Origin of the sequence: Nocardia africana NBRC 100379 (genome assembly GCF_001612635.1) — a bacterium.
In the GTDB taxonomy this organism is placed as follows: Bacteria; Actinomycetota; Actinomycetes; order Mycobacteriales; family Mycobacteriaceae; genus Nocardia; species Nocardia africana.
Map to the genome: position 1 here is coordinate 185,097 of NZ_BDAV01000011.1, position 20,418 is coordinate 205,514.

21 protein-coding genes are annotated in these 20,418 nt (G+C 68.8%); 15 read left to right on the plus strand and 6 right to left on the minus strand.

Annotation, left to right across the window (positions count from 1 at the left end; genetic code table 11):
• Positions 1-97: 97 nt before the first annotated feature.
• Entirely contained in the window at positions 98-1,858 is a 1,761-nt protein-coding gene (arc, locus tag NA3_RS19935; protein WP_062965129.1) for a proteasome ATPase, read from the plus strand.
• Positions 1,859-1,919: 61 nt separating this feature from the next.
• Here arc and NA3_RS19940 read toward each other — a convergent pair whose 3' ends face one another.
• Entirely contained in the window at positions 1,920-2,651 is a 732-nt protein-coding gene (locus NA3_RS19940) for a peptidylprolyl isomerase (protein ID WP_372464231.1), read from the minus strand.
• Between the two features lie 82 nt (positions 2,652-2,733).
• On the opposite strand from NA3_RS19940, the gene NA3_RS19945 reads away from it, so the two are divergent.
• Positions 2,734-3,453: a TIGR00266 family protein gene (locus tag NA3_RS19945; RefSeq protein WP_227995243.1), complete on the plus strand. Its 720-nt coding sequence runs from the start codon at positions 2,734-2,736 to the stop codon at positions 3,451-3,453.
• On the opposite strand, the gene NA3_RS19950 is transcribed toward NA3_RS19945, so the two are convergent.
• A complete protein-coding gene (locus tag NA3_RS19950; RefSeq protein ID WP_062965130.1) occupies positions 3,450-3,977 on the minus strand; it encodes an NUDIX hydrolase in 528 nt (175 codons plus the stop codon). The two genes, NA3_RS19945 and NA3_RS19950, sit on opposite strands and share 4 nt — an antisense overlap.
• Before the next feature lie 106 nt (positions 3,978-4,083).
• On the opposite strand from NA3_RS19950, the gene NA3_RS19955 reads away from it, so the two are divergent.
• The 4 genes from NA3_RS19955 to NA3_RS19970 all read left to right on the plus strand — a co-directional run bounded on the left by NA3_RS19955 (position 4,084) and on the right by NA3_RS19970 (position 8,041).
• Positions 4,084-4,833 (plus strand): LamB/YcsF family protein, encoded by a 750-nt coding sequence (locus NA3_RS19955; protein WP_128145211.1) that lies wholly within the window; start codon positions 4,084-4,086, stop codon positions 4,831-4,833.
• Entirely contained in the window at positions 4,830-5,462 is a 633-nt protein-coding gene (locus tag NA3_RS19960; protein ID WP_128145212.1) for a 5-oxoprolinase subunit B family protein, read from the plus strand. Before NA3_RS19955 ends, NA3_RS19960 begins: the two co-directional genes overlap by 4 nt.
• Before the next feature lie 17 nt (positions 5,463-5,479).
• Positions 5,480-6,340 (plus strand): 5-oxoprolinase subunit C family protein, encoded by an 861-nt coding sequence (locus NA3_RS19965; RefSeq protein WP_062965131.1) that lies wholly within the window; start codon positions 5,480-5,482, stop codon positions 6,338-6,340.
• Positions 6,341-6,469: 129 nt separating this feature from the next.
• The gene (locus tag NA3_RS19970; protein ID WP_227995233.1) at positions 6,470-8,041 is read left to right on the plus strand and encodes an ArnT family glycosyltransferase; all 1,572 of its coding nucleotides are present in this window, start codon (positions 6,470-6,472) and stop codon (positions 8,039-8,041) included.
• A gap of 15 nt (positions 8,042-8,056) precedes the next feature.
• On the opposite strand, the gene NA3_RS19975 is transcribed toward NA3_RS19970, so the two are convergent.
• A complete protein-coding gene (locus NA3_RS19975; protein ID WP_062965132.1) occupies positions 8,057-9,658 on the minus strand; it encodes an FAD-dependent monooxygenase in 1,602 nt (533 codons plus the stop codon).
• Between the two features lie 53 nt (positions 9,659-9,711).
• Entirely contained in the window at positions 9,712-10,320 is a 609-nt protein-coding gene (locus NA3_RS19980; RefSeq protein WP_062965133.1) for an acyl-CoA-like ligand-binding transcription factor, read from the minus strand.
• A 115-nt stretch (positions 10,321-10,435) separates the two neighbouring features.
• Between NA3_RS19980 and NA3_RS19985 the strand changes: the two genes are divergently transcribed.
• Together NA3_RS19985 and NA3_RS19990 are read left to right on the plus strand one after the other, a co-directional pair.
• Positions 10,436-10,804 carry an arsenate reductase family protein gene (locus tag NA3_RS19985; protein WP_062965134.1) on the plus strand — a complete coding sequence of 123 codons (369 nt, stop codon included), beginning with the start codon at positions 10,436-10,438 and terminating at the stop codon, positions 10,802-10,804.
• 118 nt (positions 10,805-10,922) lie between these two features.
• Positions 10,923-11,303, plus strand: coding sequence for a nuclear transport factor 2 family protein (locus NA3_RS19990; protein ID WP_062965135.1), 381 nt, complete (start codon positions 10,923-10,925; stop codon positions 11,301-11,303).
• Between the two features lie 12 nt (positions 11,304-11,315).
• Here the strand turns inward: NA3_RS19990 and NA3_RS38705 are convergent, their stop codons facing one another.
• The gene (locus NA3_RS38705) at positions 11,316-12,206 is read right to left on the minus strand and encodes a DUF4873 domain-containing protein (RefSeq protein ID WP_227995232.1); all 891 of its coding nucleotides are present in this window, start codon (positions 12,204-12,206) and stop codon (positions 11,316-11,318) included.
• On the minus strand, positions 12,203-13,102 hold the full coding sequence (locus tag NA3_RS20000) for an AurF N-oxygenase family protein (RefSeq protein ID WP_062965136.1): 900 nt from the start codon (positions 13,100-13,102) through the stop codon (positions 12,203-12,205). Before NA3_RS20000 ends, NA3_RS38705 begins: the two co-directional genes overlap by 4 nt.
• Positions 13,103-13,201: 99 nt before the next feature.
• On the opposite strand from NA3_RS20000, the gene NA3_RS20005 reads away from it, so the two are divergent.
• From NA3_RS20005 to NA3_RS20035, 7 genes are all read left to right on the plus strand, one after another.
• Positions 13,202-13,957, plus strand: a complete 756-nt coding sequence (locus NA3_RS20005) for a TetR/AcrR family transcriptional regulator (RefSeq protein ID WP_062965137.1) — start codon at positions 13,202-13,204, stop codon at positions 13,955-13,957.
• 82 nt (positions 13,958-14,039) lie between these two features.
• Positions 14,040-15,539 carry a depupylase/deamidase Dop gene (dop, locus tag NA3_RS20010; RefSeq protein ID WP_030518124.1) on the plus strand — a complete coding sequence of 500 codons (1,500 nt, stop codon included), beginning with the start codon at positions 14,040-14,042 and terminating at the stop codon, positions 15,537-15,539.
• 182 nt (positions 15,540-15,721) lie between these two features.
• Positions 15,722-15,916, plus strand: coding sequence for a ubiquitin-like protein Pup (locus tag NA3_RS20015; RefSeq protein WP_030518123.1), 195 nt, complete (start codon positions 15,722-15,724; stop codon positions 15,914-15,916).
• A gap of 26 nt (positions 15,917-15,942) precedes the next feature.
• Positions 15,943-16,761 carry a proteasome subunit beta gene (prcB, locus tag NA3_RS20020; protein WP_051042599.1) on the plus strand — a complete coding sequence of 273 codons (819 nt, stop codon included), beginning with the start codon at positions 15,943-15,945 and terminating at the stop codon, positions 16,759-16,761.
• Positions 16,758-17,540 (plus strand): proteasome subunit alpha, encoded by a 783-nt coding sequence (prcA, locus tag NA3_RS20025; protein ID WP_062965138.1) that lies wholly within the window; start codon positions 16,758-16,760, stop codon positions 17,538-17,540. Before prcB ends, prcA begins: the two co-directional genes overlap by 4 nt.
• Before the next feature lie 369 nt (positions 17,541-17,909).
• Positions 17,910-19,268: a Pup--protein ligase gene (gene pafA, locus NA3_RS20030; RefSeq protein ID WP_181320965.1), complete on the plus strand. Its 1,359-nt coding sequence runs from the start codon at positions 17,910-17,912 to the stop codon at positions 19,266-19,268.
• Between the two features lie 120 nt (positions 19,269-19,388).
• Positions 19,389-20,384 (plus strand): helix-turn-helix transcriptional regulator, encoded by a 996-nt coding sequence (locus NA3_RS20035; RefSeq protein WP_128145214.1) that lies wholly within the window; start codon positions 19,389-19,391, stop codon positions 20,382-20,384.
• Positions 20,385-20,418 lie beyond the last annotated feature (34 nt).

Sequence of the window (20,418 nt, forward strand, 5' to 3'; positions counted from 1 at the left end):
CCGCAGCTGAGATGTGATCACGACGAAACCATGTCGGAAAGCGAGAACGGTTCGCGCCCGGTAGCGTTGATAGACCGGGACTGGGAGGAGCAGCATCATGAGCCCCATCGAGAATTCGGATTCGGCGGCCTGGAGAGAACTCGAGGTGGTACGCGCCGAGGCGGCTGCACTCCGTAGGCAACTCGCCGACTCGCCGGATCGTTCAAGGGAATTGGAAGCTCGTATCGATTCGCTGACGATTCGCAACACCAAACTGATGGACACCCTCAAGGAGGCCCGTCAGCAGTTGGTGGCGCTGCGTGAGGAGGTCGACCGGCTGGGCCAGCCGCCCAGCGGCTACGGCGTGCTGATCGGTGTATACGAGGACCAGACGGTCGACGTGTTCACTTCCGGACGCAAGATGCGCCTGACGTGCTCGCCGAACATCGACACCACCGAACTGCACTACGGACAGACCGTGCGCCTGAACGAGGCGCTCACGGTGGTCGAGGCCGGCACCTTCGACCAGACCGGTGAGATCGGCACCCTGCGCGAGGTCCTCGACGACGGCCGCCGCGCCCTGGTCGTGGGTCATGCCGACGAAGAACGCGTGGTCTGGCTGTCGGGCCCGCTGTCGGCGCTGGTCGACGCGGACGACATCGAAGATCCCAACGCGCCCGTGCGGCGGCTGCGGCCGGGTGATTCGCTGCTGGTCGACACCAAGGCCGGATTCGCATTCGAGCGCATCCCCAAGGCCGAGGTCGAGGATCTGGTGCTCGAAGAGGTGCCCGATGTCGGTTACGAGGACATCGGTGGCCTGGGCCGCCAGATCGAGCAGATCCGCGACGCGGTGGAGCTGCCGTTCCTGCACAAGGATCTGTTCCGCGAGTACGCGCTGCGCCCGCCCAAGGGCGTGCTGCTCTACGGTCCGCCGGGCTGCGGTAAGACGCTGATCGCCAAGGCGGTCGCCAACTCGCTGGCCAAGAAGATCGCCGAGGCGCGCGGTGAGGACGCCAAGGAGGCCAAGTCCTTCTTCCTCAACATCAAGGGTCCCGAGCTGCTGAACAAGTTCGTGGGCGAGACCGAGCGCCACATCCGGATCATCTTCCAGCGGGCTCGTGAGAAGGCCTCCGAAGGCACCCCGGTGATCGTGTTCTTCGACGAGATGGACTCGATCTTCCGCACCCGTGGTTCGGGTGTGTCCTCGGATGTGGAGACCACGGTCGTGCCGCAGCTGCTGTCGGAGATCGACGGTGTGGAGGGCTTGGAGAACGTCATCGTGATCGGTGCGTCCAACCGCGAGGACATGATCGACCCCGCGATCCTGCGGCCCGGCCGTTTGGACGTCAAGATCAAGATCGAGCGTCCGGACGCCGAAGCGGCACAGGACATCTTCTCCAAGTACCTCACCGAGGATCTGCCGCTGCACGCCGACGATATCGCCGAGTTCGCCGGCGATCGCTCCAAGTGCGTCAAGGCGATGATCGAGCGGGTCGTGGACCGGATGTACGCCGAGAGCGAGGACAACCGCTTCCTCGAGGTCACCTACGCCAACGGTGACAAGGAGGTCCTGTACTTCAAGGACTTCAACTCCGGCGCCATGATCCAGAACATCGTGGACCGTTCCAAGAAGTACGCGATCAAATCGGTGCTCGAGACCGGCAACCCCGGCCTGCGCATCCAGCACCTGTTCGATTCGATAGTCGACGAGTTCTCCGAGAACGAGGACCTGCCCAACACCACCAATCCGGATGACTGGGCACGTATTTCGGGTAAGAAGGGCGAACGGATCGTCTACATCCGGACGCTGGTTACCGGTAAGAACGCTTCGGCGAGCCGGGCGATCGATACCGAATCCAATACGGGTCAGTACCTCTAGGAGTACCGCACACACGAAGGCCGCGCCCGCATCGCGAGCGCGGCCTTCGCCGTATCCGGTGTCAGCGCCGGGCAGTGGCCACCGAGTCGAGCACAATATCGGTGGCCGGTGCGCCGTCGCCGGATCCGTCCTTCACGCCGCCCGCGGCGATGTTCTGCAACACGTCCATACCGCCGGTGATCCGGCCGAACGGGGTGTAGTTGGGCGGCAGCTTGCTGTCGGAGTAAACCAGGAAGAACTGGCTTCCGTTGGTGTTCGGGCCGGAATTGGCCATCGCGACCGTCCCCGCCGGGTAGGTCGCCCCGGCCAGGTTCTCGTCGCCGAACCGGTAGCCGGGACCGCCGGTGCCGGTTCCGGTCGGGTCACCGCACTGCAGCACGAAGATACCCTCGGTGGTCAGGCGGTGGCAGCGGGTGTGGTCGAAGTACTGCTCGCCGGCGAGGAAGGCGAACGAGTTGACCGTATGCGTGGCCCGCGCGGCGTCGAGGGCCACGGTGACGGTTCCACAGTTGGTTTCCAGCGTCGCGGTGTACCCGGCGTTCGGGTCGATGGTCACGGCGGGTTCGGCCGGCCACTGCTTGCCGTTGGGCCGGGCGTCGCCGGGCGTCATGCAGCCGGGCGCCTGGGCGTGCAGTGGCAGCGGGGCAGCCACGGCAGCGGTGCCGCCGGCCAGCAGTGCGATCGCCGCACCCGCCGCCGCCAGGCCGCTGCGCACCGGCAATCTGCGCGATCTGCGGTCGCGTCGGGCGGAGTGGTCGAGATCGGACTGCGAGTGGGGGAAATCGATACGCACCGGGGCGGGCCTCCGACATTCGTCTCGTGATTCGGTTCGGTCGCCCGGCATCATCGCATGCCCGACCGCCGGGTGCGGGTGAATGGGACATCCCGGCCCCGGCGCTGCTAACGTCGCCGCCATGCAGGTGGTGTTGCGGCATAATCCGTCGTCCACGGTGGCACGGTGTTTTCTCGCCGGTGGGGAGCCGTTGCGCGCGGAAACCGGTGCGATGGTGGCCCATTCGGCCGGAGTGAGCCTGGCCGCGAAGGCCGAGGGCGGATTCCTGGCGGGGCTGAAGCGTTCCGTACTGGCCGGTGAGTCGTTCTTCGTGTCCACGTTCACCGCGCCGCCGCAGGGTGGCTGGGTCGATGTCGCGCCGGCGCTGCCCGGGGACATGCTGGCGCTGCCGATCGCTCCCGACCGTCCGTACTTCATCAGCCGCGGCGGCTGGATCGCCAATTCCCATGGCGTGCAAGTGGAAGCGAAGTGGGGCGGTTTCGCCAACATGTTCGGCGGTGAGGGCGGGTTCGGCCTGCGCGCCCAGGGGCAGGGCGAGGTCGTGGTCGGCGTCTTCGGTGCGATCGACGTGATCGATCTGCAGCCGGGTGAATCGGTGACCATCGACTGCGGCCACGTGGTGGCGTACGACCTGGCGCTGAAATTCGGTATCCGCCGGGCGGTTTCGGGTCGTTCCCTGCAATCGATCACCTCCGGCGAAGGTCTGGTGTTCGACTTCACCGGACCGGGCCGGGTGCTGCTGCAGACCCGCAACCCCGGCGCGTTCGCGGCATGGGCCGGCGCGGTCACCTCGTCCGGTTAGGGCCGAAAACGCGGGTGCAGCAGTTCGTCGATCAGAATTCGGGTGTCGGGGACGAACGGCCAGCCGGGGTCGCTCAGGTGCTCCCACAGCTGTGTGTCGGTCCACCACCAGCCCGCGGCGATCTCCTCGGCCTGAACGGTGATCGGCCCGTCGGAGCGGATCTCGTAGGCGAACAGATGGCACCGCATCGGGCGGCCCGCCCAGCTGCCATCCCAGGAGACCCGGGCCAGCGGCCGCGGTTCGTCCGCAGCCGCAACGATTCCCAGTTCCTCGCCCAGTTCGCGGGCCGCCGCGGCGGCGGGATCCTCGCCGGGGCCCAGCACCCCGCCGGCCAGGCAGTCGTGCATCCCGGCGAACACCATCTTGGTATCGGTCCGCCGATGGACGTAGATGCGCCGCCCGTCGAGCGATCGCACCAGCACGCCGGCACTGGCATGCCACAATCCTTCGGCATACACCTCGGCGCGTTCGGCACTGCCGATCTCGTTGCCGCGGCCGTCGTAGACGGCGATGACCTCACCCATTCCCGCCAGCCTAGGCGGTGAGTGCGGGAGAATGCGCCCACGGTGGCGGATCGGCGGCGGACGCGGACGATGGTGGTAGGACAACGGTGAGGCGAGGTGGTACTCCGTGGTGATCGACCTGAACAGCGATCTCGGGGAGGGGTTCGGTGCGTACACGATGGGCGACGACGCGGCGCTGCTCGACGTCGTGACCAGCGCCAATGTCGCCTGCGGCTTCCATGGTGGGGATCCGGTGATCATGCGGCGCACGTGCGATCTGGCGGTTGCGCACGGGGTGCGGATCGGCGCCCACATCTCCTACCGCGACCTCGCCGGATTCGGCCGCCGCGAGATGGCGGTGTCCCCGGCCGAGCTGACCGCGGAATCCATCTATCAGATCGGCGCGCTCGACGGCTTCGCCCGGGCGGCCGGCGACCGGGTGCGCTATGTGAAACCCCATGGCGCGCTGTATCATTCGGCGGCATCCGATCCCGAGGCGGCCGAGGCGGTGGTCGCGGCGCTGCTCGCCTTCGACGAGTTGAGCCTGCTCGGACCCGCCGATTCCGAACTGGCACGCGCGGCGGAGGCGGCCGGAATCTCGTTCCACGCGGAAGGTTTCGCCGACCGGGCCTATACCTCCGAGGGCAGACTGGTGCCGCGCGGGCGAGCCGGTGCGGTGCTGGCCGCCGAAGCCGCGATCGGGCAGGCGCTGTCGATCGCCGTGGACGGGCACGCGCATACGGTGGCCGGCGAGCCGGTGCGAGTCGAGGTGCGCAGCCTCTGCGTCCACGGCGATTCGCCCGACGCCATCCGGATGGCGCGCTCGATCCGGCAGTCGCTGCTGGACAAGGGCGTCGAACTGCGGAGTTTCACATGAACGCGATGACCGTGCGGCCCGCGGGTGACCGCGCGCTGCTGCTCGAACCGGCCGACGCCGCCCAGTTGCCGCTGCTGCTCGACCACCTGCGGCGGACGCCGATCGAGGGGGTGGCCGACCTCCTGCCCGCCGCCCGGACCGTCCTGCTCACGCTGTGTCCCGGCATCGATCCCGCGGCGATCGAATCGCGCGTGCGCGCACTGGATCTCGCGCCGGGCGACGATTTCGACAGCGCGGACGCCGCGGAGACGGTCACCGTCCCGGTGCGCTACGACGGACCCGACCTCGCCGATGCCGCCGAACTTCTCGGCATCACACCCGGGCAACTGGTCGAGCGGCACACCGATGCCCCATGGCGGTGCGCGTTCATCGGTTTCGCGCCCGGCTTCGGCTATCTGCACGCCCCCGATGCCGGACTGTCGGTGCCGCGGCGCTCGCAGGCCCGGACCGTCGTTCCGGCGGGTTCGGTCGCCCTGGCGGGCGGATACAGCGCCGTCTATCCGCGCAGTTCGCCGGGCGGCTGGCAGATCATCGGCCGAACCGACGTGGTGCTGTGGGATGTGGCGCGGCCGGAACCAGCGCTGTTGCGCGCGGGAACCCGGGTCCGGTTCGAGGCGGTGGATCGGTGAGATCCGCGGCGGTGCGGATGCGGGTGCTCGAACCCGGGGCGCTGAGCACCGTGCAGGATCTCGGCCGCCCCGGCTGGTTCCACGCCGGGGTCGGGGTTTCGGGGGCCGCGGACCGCCGGGCGCTGCGGCTGGCGAACCGCCTGGTGGGCAATGCCGAGTCGGCGGCGGCCATCGAATGTGTGCTGGGCGGGCTGAGCGTGGAATTCGACGCCCCGGCGGTGGTGAGCATCACCGGAGCGCCGGTGCCGATCCGGGTGGGTGCCCGGCCGGAACCTCCCGCGTCGGTGCTGTTCGTGGCGGCCGGGCAGCGGGTGCGGATCGGCATGGCCGAGGCGGGCCTGCGGTGCTATCTGGCGGTGCGCGGCGGGATCGCGGTGGAGCCGGTCCTCGGATCGCGCAGCCGCGACACCATGGCGGGGTTGGGTCCCGAACCGCTGCGCCAGGGTGACACCCTGCCGGTCGGCGCCCCACCGCGCGGCTGGCCGATCGTCGAGATGGCTCCCGTCGCGCCGCCGCCCCAGGGGACTCTGCGGGTGCGGGTCGGGCTCGGGCCGCGCGCCGACTGGTTTCACAACCCCGGCGATCTGTTCACCGGCGCCTGGGCGGTCTCCACCGACACCGACCGGATCGGTGTGCGCCTGGACCGCCACGCCGGCGCCCCGCCGCTGCGCCGGGTGAACGATGCCGAATTGCCCACCGAGGGAATGGCTTTGGGTGCGATCCAAGTTCCACCCGCGGGCCGCCCGGTGATTCTGCTGGCCGACCGTCCGATCACCGGCGGCTATCCCGTGGTGGGGACCGTGATCGACGCCGATGTGGATCTGATCGGTCAGGCCCGGCCCGGCCAGTTGATCGAATTCCGTTCCTGGCGGCCCTGATCCGCCGTGAGGACGGGTCGGCATACCTCTCGAGACTGACCACGGATCGGTCTGCGGGGCGACTCCCCGGCGGCCGGAAACCGATACCTTCGCACACGTCCCCACGAAATCCGCTACAGGAGTGTGCCGGTGACCGATGTGTACGAGTCCGACACCGGAGCGCGCGGTGCGACCGAAGCGGCCTCCGTGCGCGATGCGACGCGATCGGCCGCGATTCCGCCGTTCGCGTGGCCGGTGGTCGCGCCGATCGCCGCCCTCGGCGCCGCGGCGCTGCTGTTCGGGGCCTCGCGGTACGGATATTTCGGCGACGAACTCTACTTCCTCGCCGCCGGCCGCCGGTTGAGCTGGGGTTACGCCGACCAGGGCCCGATGCTGCCGCTGCTGGCCCGGACGATGGACACGCTCGTGCCAGGCTCCTATCCGGCACTGCGTATCCCCGCGGTGCTGATCACCGTCGTGGCGATCGTGTTGTGCGCCATGATCACTCGCGAGTTCGGCGGCGGGCGCACGGCGCAGGCCCTGGCCGCGTTCGCCTACGCGTGCTCGCCGTTCCTGCTGCTGCAGGGATCGATGCTGACCACCAATACCGTCGATACGGCGCTGTGGGTGCTGATCAGCTGGCTGGTGGTGCGGTGGGTGCGCACCCGCCGCGACGGCCTGCTGCTGATCGCCGGCCTCGTGACGGCGGTCGACTTGCAGGTCAAATGGCTGATTCCGTTCTTCTGGATCGCGCTGGCCGTGAGTTGTGCGGTCTTCGGTCCGCGCGAGTTGCTGCGCCGTCCGCTGCTGTGGGCCGGCGCCGGGCTCACCGTGCTGTCGGCGCTGCCGCAGGTGATCTGGCAGATGCGTCACGGCTGGCCGCAACTGGCGATGGGCGCCGAGATCGCGTCCGAACAGGCGATCATCGGAGGTCGCCTGCTGTTCGTGCCGATCTCGCTGATCCTGGTCGGCATTCTCGGCGTCCCGGTCCTGCTGGGCGGGCTGTGGGCGTTGCTGCGCTGGAAACCGTTGCGGCCGTATCGTTTTCTGGGCGCCACGCTCATCGTGGTCGACATCGTCTTCCTGGTCACCGGCGGCCGGGTGTACTACCCGGCCGGGATGTACGGCGTGGTGCTGGCGGCCGGCGCCGTCGCGCTGGTGCACTGGTTGCGGGCGCGGGCGGCGGGCGGGCGCCGGATCGCCGGGGTCGCGACCGCGGTCATTGCGGTGGCGTCGGTCGCCACGATCGTGACGTCGCTGCCGTGGCGTCCGGCCTCGGCGGTCGAGCCACCCCGAGACGATGTCTCGGCCGCGATCGCGATCGGCACCTACGGGCAGTTCGGCTGGCCGGAACTCACCGCGGCGGTCACGACGGCCTATCGCGGGCTGCCCGCCGCGCGCCGCGACCACGCCGTCGTCGTCACCGACACCTACTGGCAGGCGAGCGCCCTCGACCACCTCGGTCGCTCGGACCTGCCGCCGGTCTACAGTCCCAGTCGCGGCTTCGGCTACTTCGGCACCCCGCCCGACAGCGCCGAGACCGCCTTGATCGTCGGTGGTGACGCGGCGGACCTGCGCGGCCGGTGCACCTCGCTCACCCCGGTCGGCAGGGTCGACACCCGGCTCGGTTTCGTCGGCAACACCCGCGATGTCACGATCTTCGACTGCACCGGCCCGAAGCAGCCGTGGTCGCGGATGTGGCCGGAATGGATGCATCTGTGATTTCGGTGCGCGACCTCACCGGGCGTGAACAGGCACGGGTGCGGATCCGAACCAGCGGGTGAGCGCGCTGTGCAGACCGTCGGCACTCGCGTCGTCGCCGGCCCACGCGACGTACCCGTCCGGGCGCAGCAGAATTGCCGTCGGCGGGCTCGCGGTCCCGGGTTCGGCCGCCGTGCCCACGGGCCGCTCTCGCTCGGTGAGAGTGAGTGCGCCGGAAACGATTTCGACGCGCGCACTCCAATCGGCAGCTGCCACGGCCGCCACCCCCGTGCTGTCGATCAGCAGCGGACGCGCGGTGTATAACAGGTCGGCGACCCGCACACGAGTGCCGTCCGTGGTGACGGTGTAGTCGGGGACCAGCCGTCCGGACAGGTGATGATCGTCGCCGACGTCGTACCGGATGTCGGCCCCGGCCAGAAGGTGGGCGAGGTGGTCGGCGACGGCCGGTATCCGTACCAGTTCCGCGAACAGGTCGCGTAATCCGGTGACCTCGGGTCCCGGCGCGATCAGCGCGCTCTGCGCGAGGCTGTGCATCATCACTCGCTCGGCCGCCGGATAGCGTTCGCTCTCGTAGGTGTCCAGCAGTCCGGCCGGCGCCCAGCCGTTGACCTCGGCGGCCAGTTTCCAGCCCAGATTGATCGCGTCCTGCAATCCGAGATTCAATCCCGGGCCACCCATCGCGGAGTGTACGTGCGCGGAATCTCCGAGCAGCAGCACACGGCCCTCGCGATAACGCTGCGCCAGCCGGGTGTTCTGACCGACGGTGCGGCGCAACGCATGTGGGCCGGCGCCGGTCGGTGGTTCGATCGGCACGTCGGCTCCGAGTACCCGCTCGATGCTCGCCCGCAGCTCCGCGAAGGTCACGGGTTCGTCCTCGGCCGGGAGGTGATCGGTGCCGTATTCGCTCACTCCGATCATCGGCCGCCCGGGTGTCAGCTCGGCGAAGATGAACATGCCCTTGTCCACACGGTTGTGGCCGAAGTGGAACCGTCCCGCGCCCGGAATGTCTATGCCGCCGTCGGGTGTTCGCAGCCCGTCCGGAATGGTGGCATGGCCGAATCGCGTGACGCGGTCGACCACCGTGCAGCCGGGGAAATCGATTCCGACCAGCTTGCGCACCGCACTTTTCCCGCCGTCAGCGGCGACCAGATAGCGAGCCTGGATGTGATAGGCGCCGCCGGGGCCGTCGACGGTCGCGACGACATGGTCGCGGTGGGTCTCGAGATCGCGCAGGCTGTGTCGCCAGCGCACCGCCACACCCAGTTCCTGCGCTCGGGCGGCGAGCAGGGCGACCAGTCGCGGTTGCGGAATCGGCAGTGCGTACATCGGGTTGTCCGCGAACTCCGCCAGGTCCAGCGGTAGTCCGCTGAACGAGTAGCCCGGAAGTGGTGGTGGGATCGCGGGAGCGTCGTCCCCGGCGGCGGGGCGGTACAAGCCGCGCATATCCAGCAGCCGCACCACCTGCCCGACGAGGCCGTTGGCCTTGGGCTCGGTACTGGGGGCGGGCAGCTTTTCCAGGACCGACGCCGTAACGCCGCTCAGCGCGAGTTCGCAGGCCAGCATCAGCCCGTTCGGTCCAGCGCCGGAAATCAGGACATCGCAGGTGTTTTCGGACATGACAAATCAGACCCCTTGTCGGATAAGCGGTTTCGAGAGAACGCAGGGAGAGTTCAGTTGGGTTCGGGCAGGCCGGCGGCGACCAGTTCCAACGCTTGCCGCGTCAGCGCGGTGATCGAGGCGGGAGGTGCGCACCGGGGATAGACCTCGATCGCCGCCACCAGTGCTCCGAGCACGGCTTCGGCGACCAGCCGGGGATACAGCGTGCCGGGATCGGTGCCGGTGCGTTCGGCGACCGCCTCGGTCAAGGCGTCGGAGGAGGTTCGGGTCAGCGCTGCCTGCGCCTCCGGGCTGGCAACGAGCTTGCGAACCTCGGTCAGACGATCGCGTGGCGGGGGATCGGCATCGAGGCCGTCGACCCGCAACGGTTCGAGCATCGCCTCGGTGATCGAGGTCCACAGCGGCTCACCGGCCGGCCGGGCCCGCAGCACGTCGATTCCTCGGTGGATCCGGTCGATCTGCCGGTACGCCAGTGCCTCGTATTTGTTGGCGAAGTAGTTGGTGAACGTTCGCACCGAGACCCCTGCGCGGGCGGCGATGTCCTCGCGCAGCACGTGGTCGAGGCCGCGTTCGAACATCAGCTCGAGGGCGGCATCGCTGAGCGCGCGCCGGGTATCGAGCTTCTTGCGCTCCCGCAGCCCGGGGGCCGGCTCCGTGCTCATGAACCTAGTATCAGCAAAAGTGCGAGTCACTTCAATAGTGCACGACAGGAAAATTTGCCTTTCAGGCAAATTTCTTTCATCGGCGCGTCCGACCGGGCGCGCTAGTGTTCTCGCCATGACATCCGGACAGACGCAGATCTGGCACAACCCCCGCTGCTCCAAGAGCCGCGCGGCCAAAACCGCGCTGGACGAGGCCGGGGTGGACTACATCGAGCGGCGGTATCTCGACGACCCGCCGACCGTGGCGGATCTGCGCGAGGTCCTGGCCCAGCTCGGCCTGGAGCCCTGGGACATCACCCGCACCGGTGAACCGGAGGCCAAGGAGCTCGGTATGGCGGGCTGGTCGCGGACGGAGGCCGATCGTGAGCAGTGGATCGAGACTCTGGCGAGCAATCCGAAGCTGATCCAGCGCCCGATCGTGGTCACCCCCGACGGCCGCGCCGTCGTCGCGCGAGACGAACAATCGCTGAAGTCGGTGCTGTAATCCTCCACGCGCCGCGCGGCCGGACGACGAGTCCGGCTGCGCGGCAAGGACTTCGGTGCGGCGCGGCATTACCCGGCGGGTAATCGACCGGGCGCCCGCTCTGCGACATGCTCGTCGTATGAGCGAAAACGACACCACCACCACCAGCACCTACGACGCCGTCGCCCAGCGCTACATCGACACCTGGAACGAACCCGACGCCCCGGCGCGGCGCAAACTGCTCGACGAGCTGTATCGGCCGGATGCCACCTACACCGATCCGCTCGCGGCCGTCGCCGGAGTCGCCGCGATCGATGAGATGATCGCCGGCGTCCGGGAACAGTTCGCCGGGATGCGATTCGGCCTCGGACCTGTCGACGGGCACCACGACCAGCTGCGATTCACGTGGACGCTGGGCCTTCCCGACGCCGAACCGCTGATCGTGGGCTTCGATGTGGTCGTCCTCGACGGTGATCGCATCGCCCGCGTGCACGGATTCCTCGACAAGATTCCGGGCTGACCGCCCGTCTTCTCAGTGAATACCGTTGTCCGCCAGGGGAAACGGTGGTCGTCCGATGCCGGCGATCCGCAGATTTCCCCACGGGTCGCGCTCCTGCAGCCGGCCCGGGGCGGGCTCACCGCCCGGCACCCGCAGCGATACCGCACCGCGCCCGGGATCGGGCAGCCGGCCCGCCTCCGCGGAGGTGAGACGGCCGTACCAGTGATAGCGACCGTCGATCGGGTCCGGATGCCCGTTCAGCGCGACCGTCACCGCGAGTTCGGCGCCCGGCGCGTCGAGTACCGCCGGACCGGCGTACTCGTAGGCGGGCGCCCGCTCGGCGGCGACGGTCGTATCGAAGTGATCCCGATCCGGTCGCGGCAACCGCCGTCCCGGGCGGGGATCGGCCGCCCAGCGGCGGGCCGATTCGTGCTGCACGGCACGTCGGACCTGGATGCGGGTACATCCGGCCCGGTGCATCGCCGCGATGCAGCGCGCGGCGTATTCGGCGCGGGCGTGCACCGGATAGTGCGGCCAGTTGGCACCGGCGGGGGAGTGCGTCCAGAACAGGTTGGGCATCTCGTGCATCGCCGTGCCCAGGTGGGCCACCCGGCCATCGGCCAGCAGTGTGTGCAGGTCGGCGCCGACTCCGGCGATGCGGCGCGGGTCGAGGTCGGCATCGGCGAGGATCACCACCGAGGCCGTGGTCGTGCCGTCGTCCGAACGCAGCCGCCACAGGTCGTGTGCGCCGTCGAAATCCATCGTGTGCACCGCGGGCGGTGGCCGATCGCCGGCGAGCCTGGTCGAGCCCAGAACGGTGAGATCGCGAAATCCGTTGCGGCGCAGCGTGGCCGCGACGATCGGGGCCGACGGGCGGGCGGCGACGACGGCCACGCCGCCCGGGCTGTGCCGGTTCGGCCTCATGCGAGCAGCCCCCGCCGCCGCCACAGTCGCTTGCCGATCGGGCCGAGCAGGCCGTTCTCGTCCAGGAACGCGCCGAGGTCGGCGGCACCGGCGGCCAGCATGCGGTGGGCGTGCGGATTGGCCAGCGCCGCGCGTGTGGCCGCCCGTCCGTCCAAGCCGGCCCGAATGTACATGTGCCGGTTGGTGATCAGCCGGACGAACAGCGGAGCGGCCACGGCGACACACATCCGCACGTAGGTTCGTTCCGCCCGCGACATCGCCGGCACGCGACGGGCGAGTGCGTCGCGGGCGAAGCCGATGTGGCGCGCCTCCTCGGTGACGTGGACGCGGAACGTGCGCGCCACCACCGGCTGCAGCTGCGGATCGTCGATGGTGCGGCGTTGCAGCGCGTCGAAGATCTCCTCACCGACCAACGCTCCCACCCACACCATCGGGCCGTGCAGAACCAGCTGCAGCGACGAGATGGCCAGCCGGGCAGGGGCTTTGGGCCAATAGGGGCGGGCGTCGATGCGGTCGATCAACTTGCCGAACATGGTCATGTGCCGGCATTCGTCGCCCATCTCGGTCAGCGTGTAGTGCGAGCGGTGCGAGGTGGGATCGCCGTTCATCAACTCCCGCAACAGCAACCGGTTCAGGATGTTCTCGAACCAGATCCCCACCGAGAGGATGTTCGCGAGTTCCTGTCGCGACAGCTCGCGCCGCTGCTCGGGTGACATCGCGTCCCAGAGGTCGGTGCCGTAGAGGGAGACCACCTCCGGCGGCAGGAAGAACTTGTCCGGATCCAGCGGCGCGTCCCAATCCAGATCGACCACCGGGTCGTAGGACTTGCGGACCGAACCCAGCAGCAGGCGCTGCGCGAAGGTATCCCGCGGGAGCAGGGTGGCGTCGTTGCCCATGGCTGCGCTCCAAACGAATCGAATTACCGGGACGGGCTGTAACACCAAGGTTAGTGAGACGGTGTGTATCGGTCAATACCACATGAGTATCGTTGACATGTGAGCGAAACCGGTGGACAGCGGCCCCCGCGGCGTGCGGAACGGTCCGCGGCGGCCGGTGTGGACGGTCGCAGTACCCGCTGGAACGGGCACAAACAGCGGCGGCGTGCCGAGGTGATCGAGGCCGCGGTCGCGGTGATCGAGGAGAACGGCGCCGAGGTGTCGGTCCAGCAGATCGCCGACCGGCTGGGCCTGCCGCGTCCGGTGGTGTACCGCCATTTCGACGGGCGGACCGATCTGGACGAGCAGATTCGCGGCCGGATCCTGGAATCGCTTCTCGCGCAACTGCTTCCGACGCTGCGCGCGGACGGGACGGTCAAGGACGCGGTGCGCGGGGCGGTCGGCACCTACGTCGGATGGGTGGCCTCGCATCCGCAGTTGCACCGATTCCTGGCGGCGAGTGCCCCGCAAGGAGATTCGTCGCTCGCGCTGGCCGGGGCGCGCGACCGCATCGGCGCCCGGCTCGCGGATCTGTTCGCCACCGCCTCGGCGCGCGTCGGCATCGATCCCGTGCGGGCCCGGCCGATGGCCTTCGGGATCGTCGGCTTCGTCGACGGTGTGGTCAACAGCTGGCGCGCCGACACCGCTTCGGCGCTGGGGTCGGAGCAGATCGAGGCGATCGTGACCGAATCGGTGCTCGGGCTGCTGGAGAGCAATGCACGCAGTCTCGGGGTGCCGCTGGACCGGGACGCCACCGTCGCCGACCTGGTGGCACGGTCCGAGGCCGCGGCCTCGGACCCGCTGGCGGTCAACTGAATTCGTGGCGCGCGGCGCGGCGGTGACGGGCCACCGCACCCGGGCGGCCCCGGGGGGCACGCGCGTCGCCTAGGCTCGACCCATGCAGCGCATCATCGGAATCGAGGTCGAGTACGGCATCTCGACACCGACGGAACCCTCGGCGAACCCGATTCTCACGTCCACCCAGGCGGTGCTGGCCTACGCGGCGGCCGAGGGCGTACCCCGGGCCAAGCGCACACGCTGGGACTACGAGGTGGAGTCGCCGCTGCGTGATGCCCGCGGCTTCGACCTGGGCCGGCTCAACGGGCCGGCGCCGGTGATCGACGCCGACGAGGTCGGCGCGGCGAACATGATTCTCACCAACGGCGCCCGCCTCTACGTCGACCACGCCCACCCCGAATATTCGGCTCCCGAGGTCGTGGACCCGCTGGACGCGGTGATCTGGGACAAGGCCGGTGAGCGGGTCATGGAGGCCGCCGCCCGCTATGCCTCCAGCGTGCCGGGTGCGCCGCGCATGCAGCTGTACAAGAACAACGTCGACGGTAAGGGCGCCTCCTACGGCACCCACGAGAACTATCTGATGAACCGCGATACGCCGTTCAACCAGATCATCGTCGGCCTGACGCCGTTCTTCGTCTCCCGGCAGGTCGTCACCGGCTCGGGCCGGGTCGGCATCGGGCAGTCCGGCGACCACGCCGGATTCCAGCTGTCGCAGCGCTCGGACTACATCGAGGTCGAGGTGGGCCTGGAGACCACCCTCAAGCGCGGCATCATCAACACCCGCGACGAACCGCACGCCGACGCCGACAAGTACCGGCGTCTGCACGTGATCATCGGCGACGCCAACCTGGCGGAATGGTCGACCTACCTCAAGGTCGGCACCACCGCGCTGGTGCTGGATCTGATCGAGGCCGGTGAGGACCTGTCGGATCTGCAGCTGGCGCGCCCGGTCACCGCCGTGCACACCATCAGCCACGACCCCAGCCTGCGCGCCACCGTCGCACTGGTCGACGGCCGCGAACTGACCGGCCTTGCGCTGCAACGGATCTACCTCGACCGGGTGGAGAAGTTCCACGACCGCGAGGGCACCGACGACGCCCGCGTCACCGATGTGCTCGAGAAGTGGGCGCATGTGCTCGACCTGCTCGAACGCGACCCCATGGACTGCGCGCACCTGCTCGACTGGCCGGCCAAACTGCGCCTGCTCGAGGGGATGCGCAGCCGCGAGGGCCTGGGCTGGGCGGCGCCGAAACTGCATCTGATGGACCTGCAGTACTCCGATGTGCGCCTGGACAAGGGCCTCTACAACCGCCTGGTGGCGCGCGGTTCGATGGAACGGCTGGTCTCCGAACAGCAGGTGACCGACGCGATGACCAACCCGCCGACCGACACCCGCGCCTACTTCCGGGGCGAATGCCTGCGCCGCTTCGGCGCCGATATCGCCGCGGCGAGCTGGGATTCGGTGATCTTCGACCTGGGCGGCGACTCGCTGGTCCGCATTCCCACCCTGGAGCCGCGCCGGGGGACGAAATCCCATGTCGGCAAGTTGCTCGAGGGTGCCGGCACGGCCGCCGAACTGGTCAAACAGCTCACCTCCTAACCGGGCGGCCGGGGCTACGGCGGTGCGTTCGTGCCGGGGTGGCACGGCGTGCTGTGACGTTGCGGCGGGGGCACATTGCGAGGTAATCCGGCATGTTGTCACCGTCGCTGGGTAGTGTTGAGGGACGAGCATCGGAGGTTTCCGGTGCTCGCCGATGATCAGTACAGAGGAGGTCGGCTGCTATGGCACAAGAGCAGACCAAGCGCGCCGGTGGTGGCGACGAGGACGACGACGCGGCCGGTGTCGAGGCCGCGGGACAGGAGCGCCGCGAAAAGCTGGCCGAGGAGACCGACGACCTGCTCGACGAGATCGACGACGTGCTCGAGGAGAACGCGGAGGACTTCGTGCGTGCCTACGTCCAGAAAGGCGGCCAGTGACATCAGGTGACCCCTTGCGGCTCCACATGGGGTACGCCCTCTCGTCATTCTCCGAATATCTGCGCGAAAACGCGCCGGAACTGTTGCCGGGCAACGGTTTCGGGCGGGCTTCCGGCGGTAACGGCTCGGCCGGGGACCTGGCGCCGCACGGCACCACGATCGTCGCGGTGACCTACCGCGGCGGTGTGCTGATCGCCGGCGACCGCCGGGCCACCCAGGGCAACCTGCTGGCCAGCCGCGACATGGAGAAGGTGTACATCACCGACACCTTCTCCGCGGCCGGTATCGCCGGCACCGCGGGCGTGGCGGTCGAGATGATCCGCCTGTTCGCGGTGGAGCTGGAGTACTACGAGAAGATCGAGGGTGTGCCGCTGACCTTCGACGGCAAGGCCAACAAGCTGTCGAAGATGGTCCGCGACAATCTGCCCGCGGCACTGCAGGGCCTGGCGGTGGTGCCGATCCTGGTCGGGTACGACCTCGAGGCCACCGATCCGGAGCGGGCCGGCCGCATCGTGTCCTACGACGTGGTCGGCGGCCGCAGCGAAGAGCGCTTCGGCTACACCGCCACCGGTTCGGGCTCGATGTTCGCCAAGTCGTCGTTGAAGAAGACCTACAGCCGCGATATGGACGAGGACCGCGCCCTGCGCATCGCCGTCGAATCGCTGCTGGACGCCTCCGACGACGACACCGCCACCGGTGGCCCGGATCTGCAGCGCGGTATCTTCCCGACGGCGATCGTCATCAACGCCGAAGGGGCGCTGGAGGTTTCGGACGAGCGGCTCGAGCAGATCGCGCGCTCGATCGTCGACGAGCGGGTGGCCGAAGAAGGGAGTGCGCGTCCATGACACTGCCGTACTACGCGTCGGCCGAACAGATCATGCGCGACAAGACCGAACTTGCGCGCAAAGGCATCGCCCGGGGACGCAGTGTCGTGGTGCTGGTGTACGACAAGGGTGTGCTGTTCGTCGCCGAGAACCCCTCGGCGACACTGCACAAGGTGAGCGAACTCTACGACCGCATCGGATTCGCCGCGGTCGGCAAGTACAACGAGTTCGAAAGTCTGCGTCGTGGTGGCATCCTGCAGGCCGACCTGCGGGGATACCAGTACGACCGGCGGGATGTGACCGGGCGGGCGCTGGCGAACATGTACGCCTCCACCCTCGGCACGATCTTCACCGACCAGCTCAAGCCCTACGAGGTCGAGATCTGTATCGGTGAGGTCGGCTATCCGGAGCAGGAGTCGAATTCGGTTCTGTACCGGATCAACTTCGACGGCTCCATCGTCGACGAGCGCGACTTCGTGGTGATGGGCGGCAATACCGACCCCATCAGCACCGCGCTCAAGGACACCTTCCAGCCGGGCCTGGAATTGCGGGCCGCGATCCGCACCGCCGTGGACGCCCTGCAGAAGGGGTCGCCGGACAACAGCGACAAGGACAAGCGCGGCATCGCGGTGTCCTCGCTGGAGGTGGCGACGCTGGAGCAGGCCCGCCCGCGCCGGGCCTTCCGCCGCATTCCGCACGCCACGCTGGAGACGCTGCTCTCCGCCGACGGCGCGGCGAACTCGGGTGAGGAGAACGCCGAACCGGAGACCCCCTCCGCCGGAGACCCCTCCAACCCGTAACCGCTGGTAGCGCTCGACCCGGACGCCCGGCCCCTTCCGAACGTGGGAAGGGGCCGGGCGTCTCGTTTGCGCGCCCTGCCGCGGGCGGTCCCGTCGGCCGCGCAGGTAGACGCGGGTGTACGCTCGGTCCCGGCGACTTCTCGTCCGCGCCCGCGACCTGCGGCTTTGTGGCCCCGTCGGCATGAGTGTCCGAGCTGTGCCCCACAGACGGGCATCCAGCGAGTGCCCGACGACGAGGCCCGGAGGACCGCGAACCCCGCGCTGCCGGAGACGTCGCCATCCAGTGCAGCCCATATTGTTGTGAACCCGTATGCAACCGCTTGCTCGCACAGCCACTTTCGCCGTTCGCTTTGCCGTAATGTCGATGGTGTGCAGCGACGAATTATGGGGATCGAGACCGAGTTCGGGGTGACGTGCACGTTCCACGGTCACCGTCGGTTGAGTCCTGACGAGGTGGCCCGGTATCTGTTCCGCCGGGTGGTGTCCTGGGGCCGTAGTTCGAACGTATTTCTCCGCAACGGAGCGCGGCTCTATCTCGATGTCGGTTCCCATCCGGAGTATGCGACGGCCGAATGTGACTCGCTGGTTCAGCTGGTCACCCACGATCGCGCGGGTGAGCGGGTGCTCGAGGAGTTGCTGATCGATGCCGAGCAGCGCTTGGCCGAGGAGGGGATCGGCGGTGACATCTATCTGTTCAAGAACAACACCGATTCGGCAGGCAACTCCTACGGCTGCCACGAGAACTTCCTCGTGGTGCGGGCCGGCGAGTTCTCCCGGATCTCGGATGTGCTGTTGCCGTTCCTGGTGACCAGGCAGCTGATCTGCGGTGCCGGAAAGATCCTGCAGACGCCGAAGGCGGCCACGTTCTGCCTGTCGCAGCGGGCCGAGCACATCTGGGAAGGGGTGTCGTCGGCGACCACGCGGTCGCGGCCGATCATCAACACGCGCGACGAGCCGCATGCCGACGCGGAGAAGTACCGCCGCCTGCATGTGATCGTCGGCGACTCGAACATGGCCGAACCCACCACCATGCTGAAGGTGGGCACCGCGGCGCTGGTGCTGGAGATGATCGAGGCGGGGGTGTCGTTCCGCGATTTCGCGCTCGACAATCCGATCCGCGCGATCCGCGAGGTCAGCCACGATCTGACCGGCCGGCGACCGGTGCGGCTGGCGGGTGGCCGTCAGGCCAGCGCGCTCGACATCCAGCGCGAGTACTACGCCCGCGCGGTCGAGCATCTGCGCAATCGCGAGCGCGATCCGCAGGTGGACGCCGTGGTGGATCTGTGGGGTCGCACGCTCGACGCGGTCGAGGCGCAGGATTTCGCGAAGGTCGACACCGAGATCGACTGGGTGATCAAGCGCAAGCTGTTCCAGCGCTACCAGGACCGGTACTCGATGGAGCTGTCCGATCCGAAGATCGCTCAGCTGGATCTGGCCTATCACGACATCAAGCGCGGTCGCGGAGTGTTCGATCTGCTGCAGCGCAAGGGTCTGGTCAAGCGGATCACCGAGGACGAGGCGGTCGATGCCGCGGTGACGACTCCACCGCAGACGACGCGGGCCAAACTGCGCGGTGATTTCATCACCGCCGCGCAGGAGGCGGGCCGCGATTTCACCGTCGACTGGGTGCACCTGAAGCTGAACGATCAGGCGCAGCGCACGGTCTTGTGCAAGGACCCCTTCCGGTCCGTGGACGAGCGCGTGGATCGGTTGATCGCCTCGATGTGAGAGCAGACGGCCCCGCGGTGAGTCGCGGGGCCGGTCGATCCGGCTGCCGGCAGCGATATCCCGGCGCGGATCGGTGCGGTGGTGCACCGTCGTCCGGGGAGTCCGATTACTCTGTGTCGGGTGGCGATTTCCAAGGTCGAGCGGCTGATGAATCTGGTGATCGCGCTGCTGTCGACCCGGCAGTTCCTGACCGCGGAACGCATTCGCGACAGCGTTGCCGGCTACGAGGATTCGGCCAGCGACGAAGCGTTCAGCCGGATGTTCGAGCGCGACAAGAACGAACTGCGGGATCTGGGGATCCCGCTGGAGGTCGGCCCGGTGGGCCGGTTCTCCGGGCAGGAGGGGTATCGCATCAATCGCGATGCCTACGAACTGCCCGATATCGACCTGACCAGCGCGGAAGCGGCGGCGGTCGCGGTGGCGGTGCAGTTGTGGGAGTCTCCGGAGCTGGCCAGCGCCGCGGAGAGCGCGGTGCTCAAGTTGCGGGCCGCCGGTGTGCACGTCGACCCGGACGCGGCCTCGGCGTCGGTGCCCGCGGTCCCGGCGCGCACCCGCGGGTCGGAGGCCGCCCTGGGCAAACTGCTGGCGGCCATCGACGCGGGACGGGCGGTGCGATTCGAGCATCGCGTCACCCACAACGCGCCATACACCACGCGAGACGTGGAGCCGTGGGGTGTGGTGACCCGGCACGGGCGCTGGTATCTGGTCGGCCATGATCGCGACCGGGACGCCGTGCGGACCTTCCGGTTGTCGCGGATCGGTGCGGACGTGGAGGTGTATGGGCCGGAGAACGCCGTGCACAAACCGGCGGATGTGGACCTGCGCCGGATCGTGGCGCGGGTGACGGGTGCGGCGCCGGTGAGCGGATCGGCCACCGTGTGGGTGGCGAAGGATCGCGGCCAGGAGATCCGCCGGCTGGGCGTGGTGATCGCCGAGGAGACGGTCGCCGGCCGCCCGGGTTCGGTGGTGGAGGTGCCGGTGCGGTCGCGGGACTGGCTGGCGCGGCTGATCACCGGCCTCGGCCCGGATGCGCTGGTGCTGGCCCCGGAGGATCTGCGGGCCGATGTGATCGCGCGGCTGCGGTCGGTACTGGAACGGACGGAGGTGTCGGCATGAGACGCGTGAGCGTCGGAGCGGCCCGGGCGGGGGT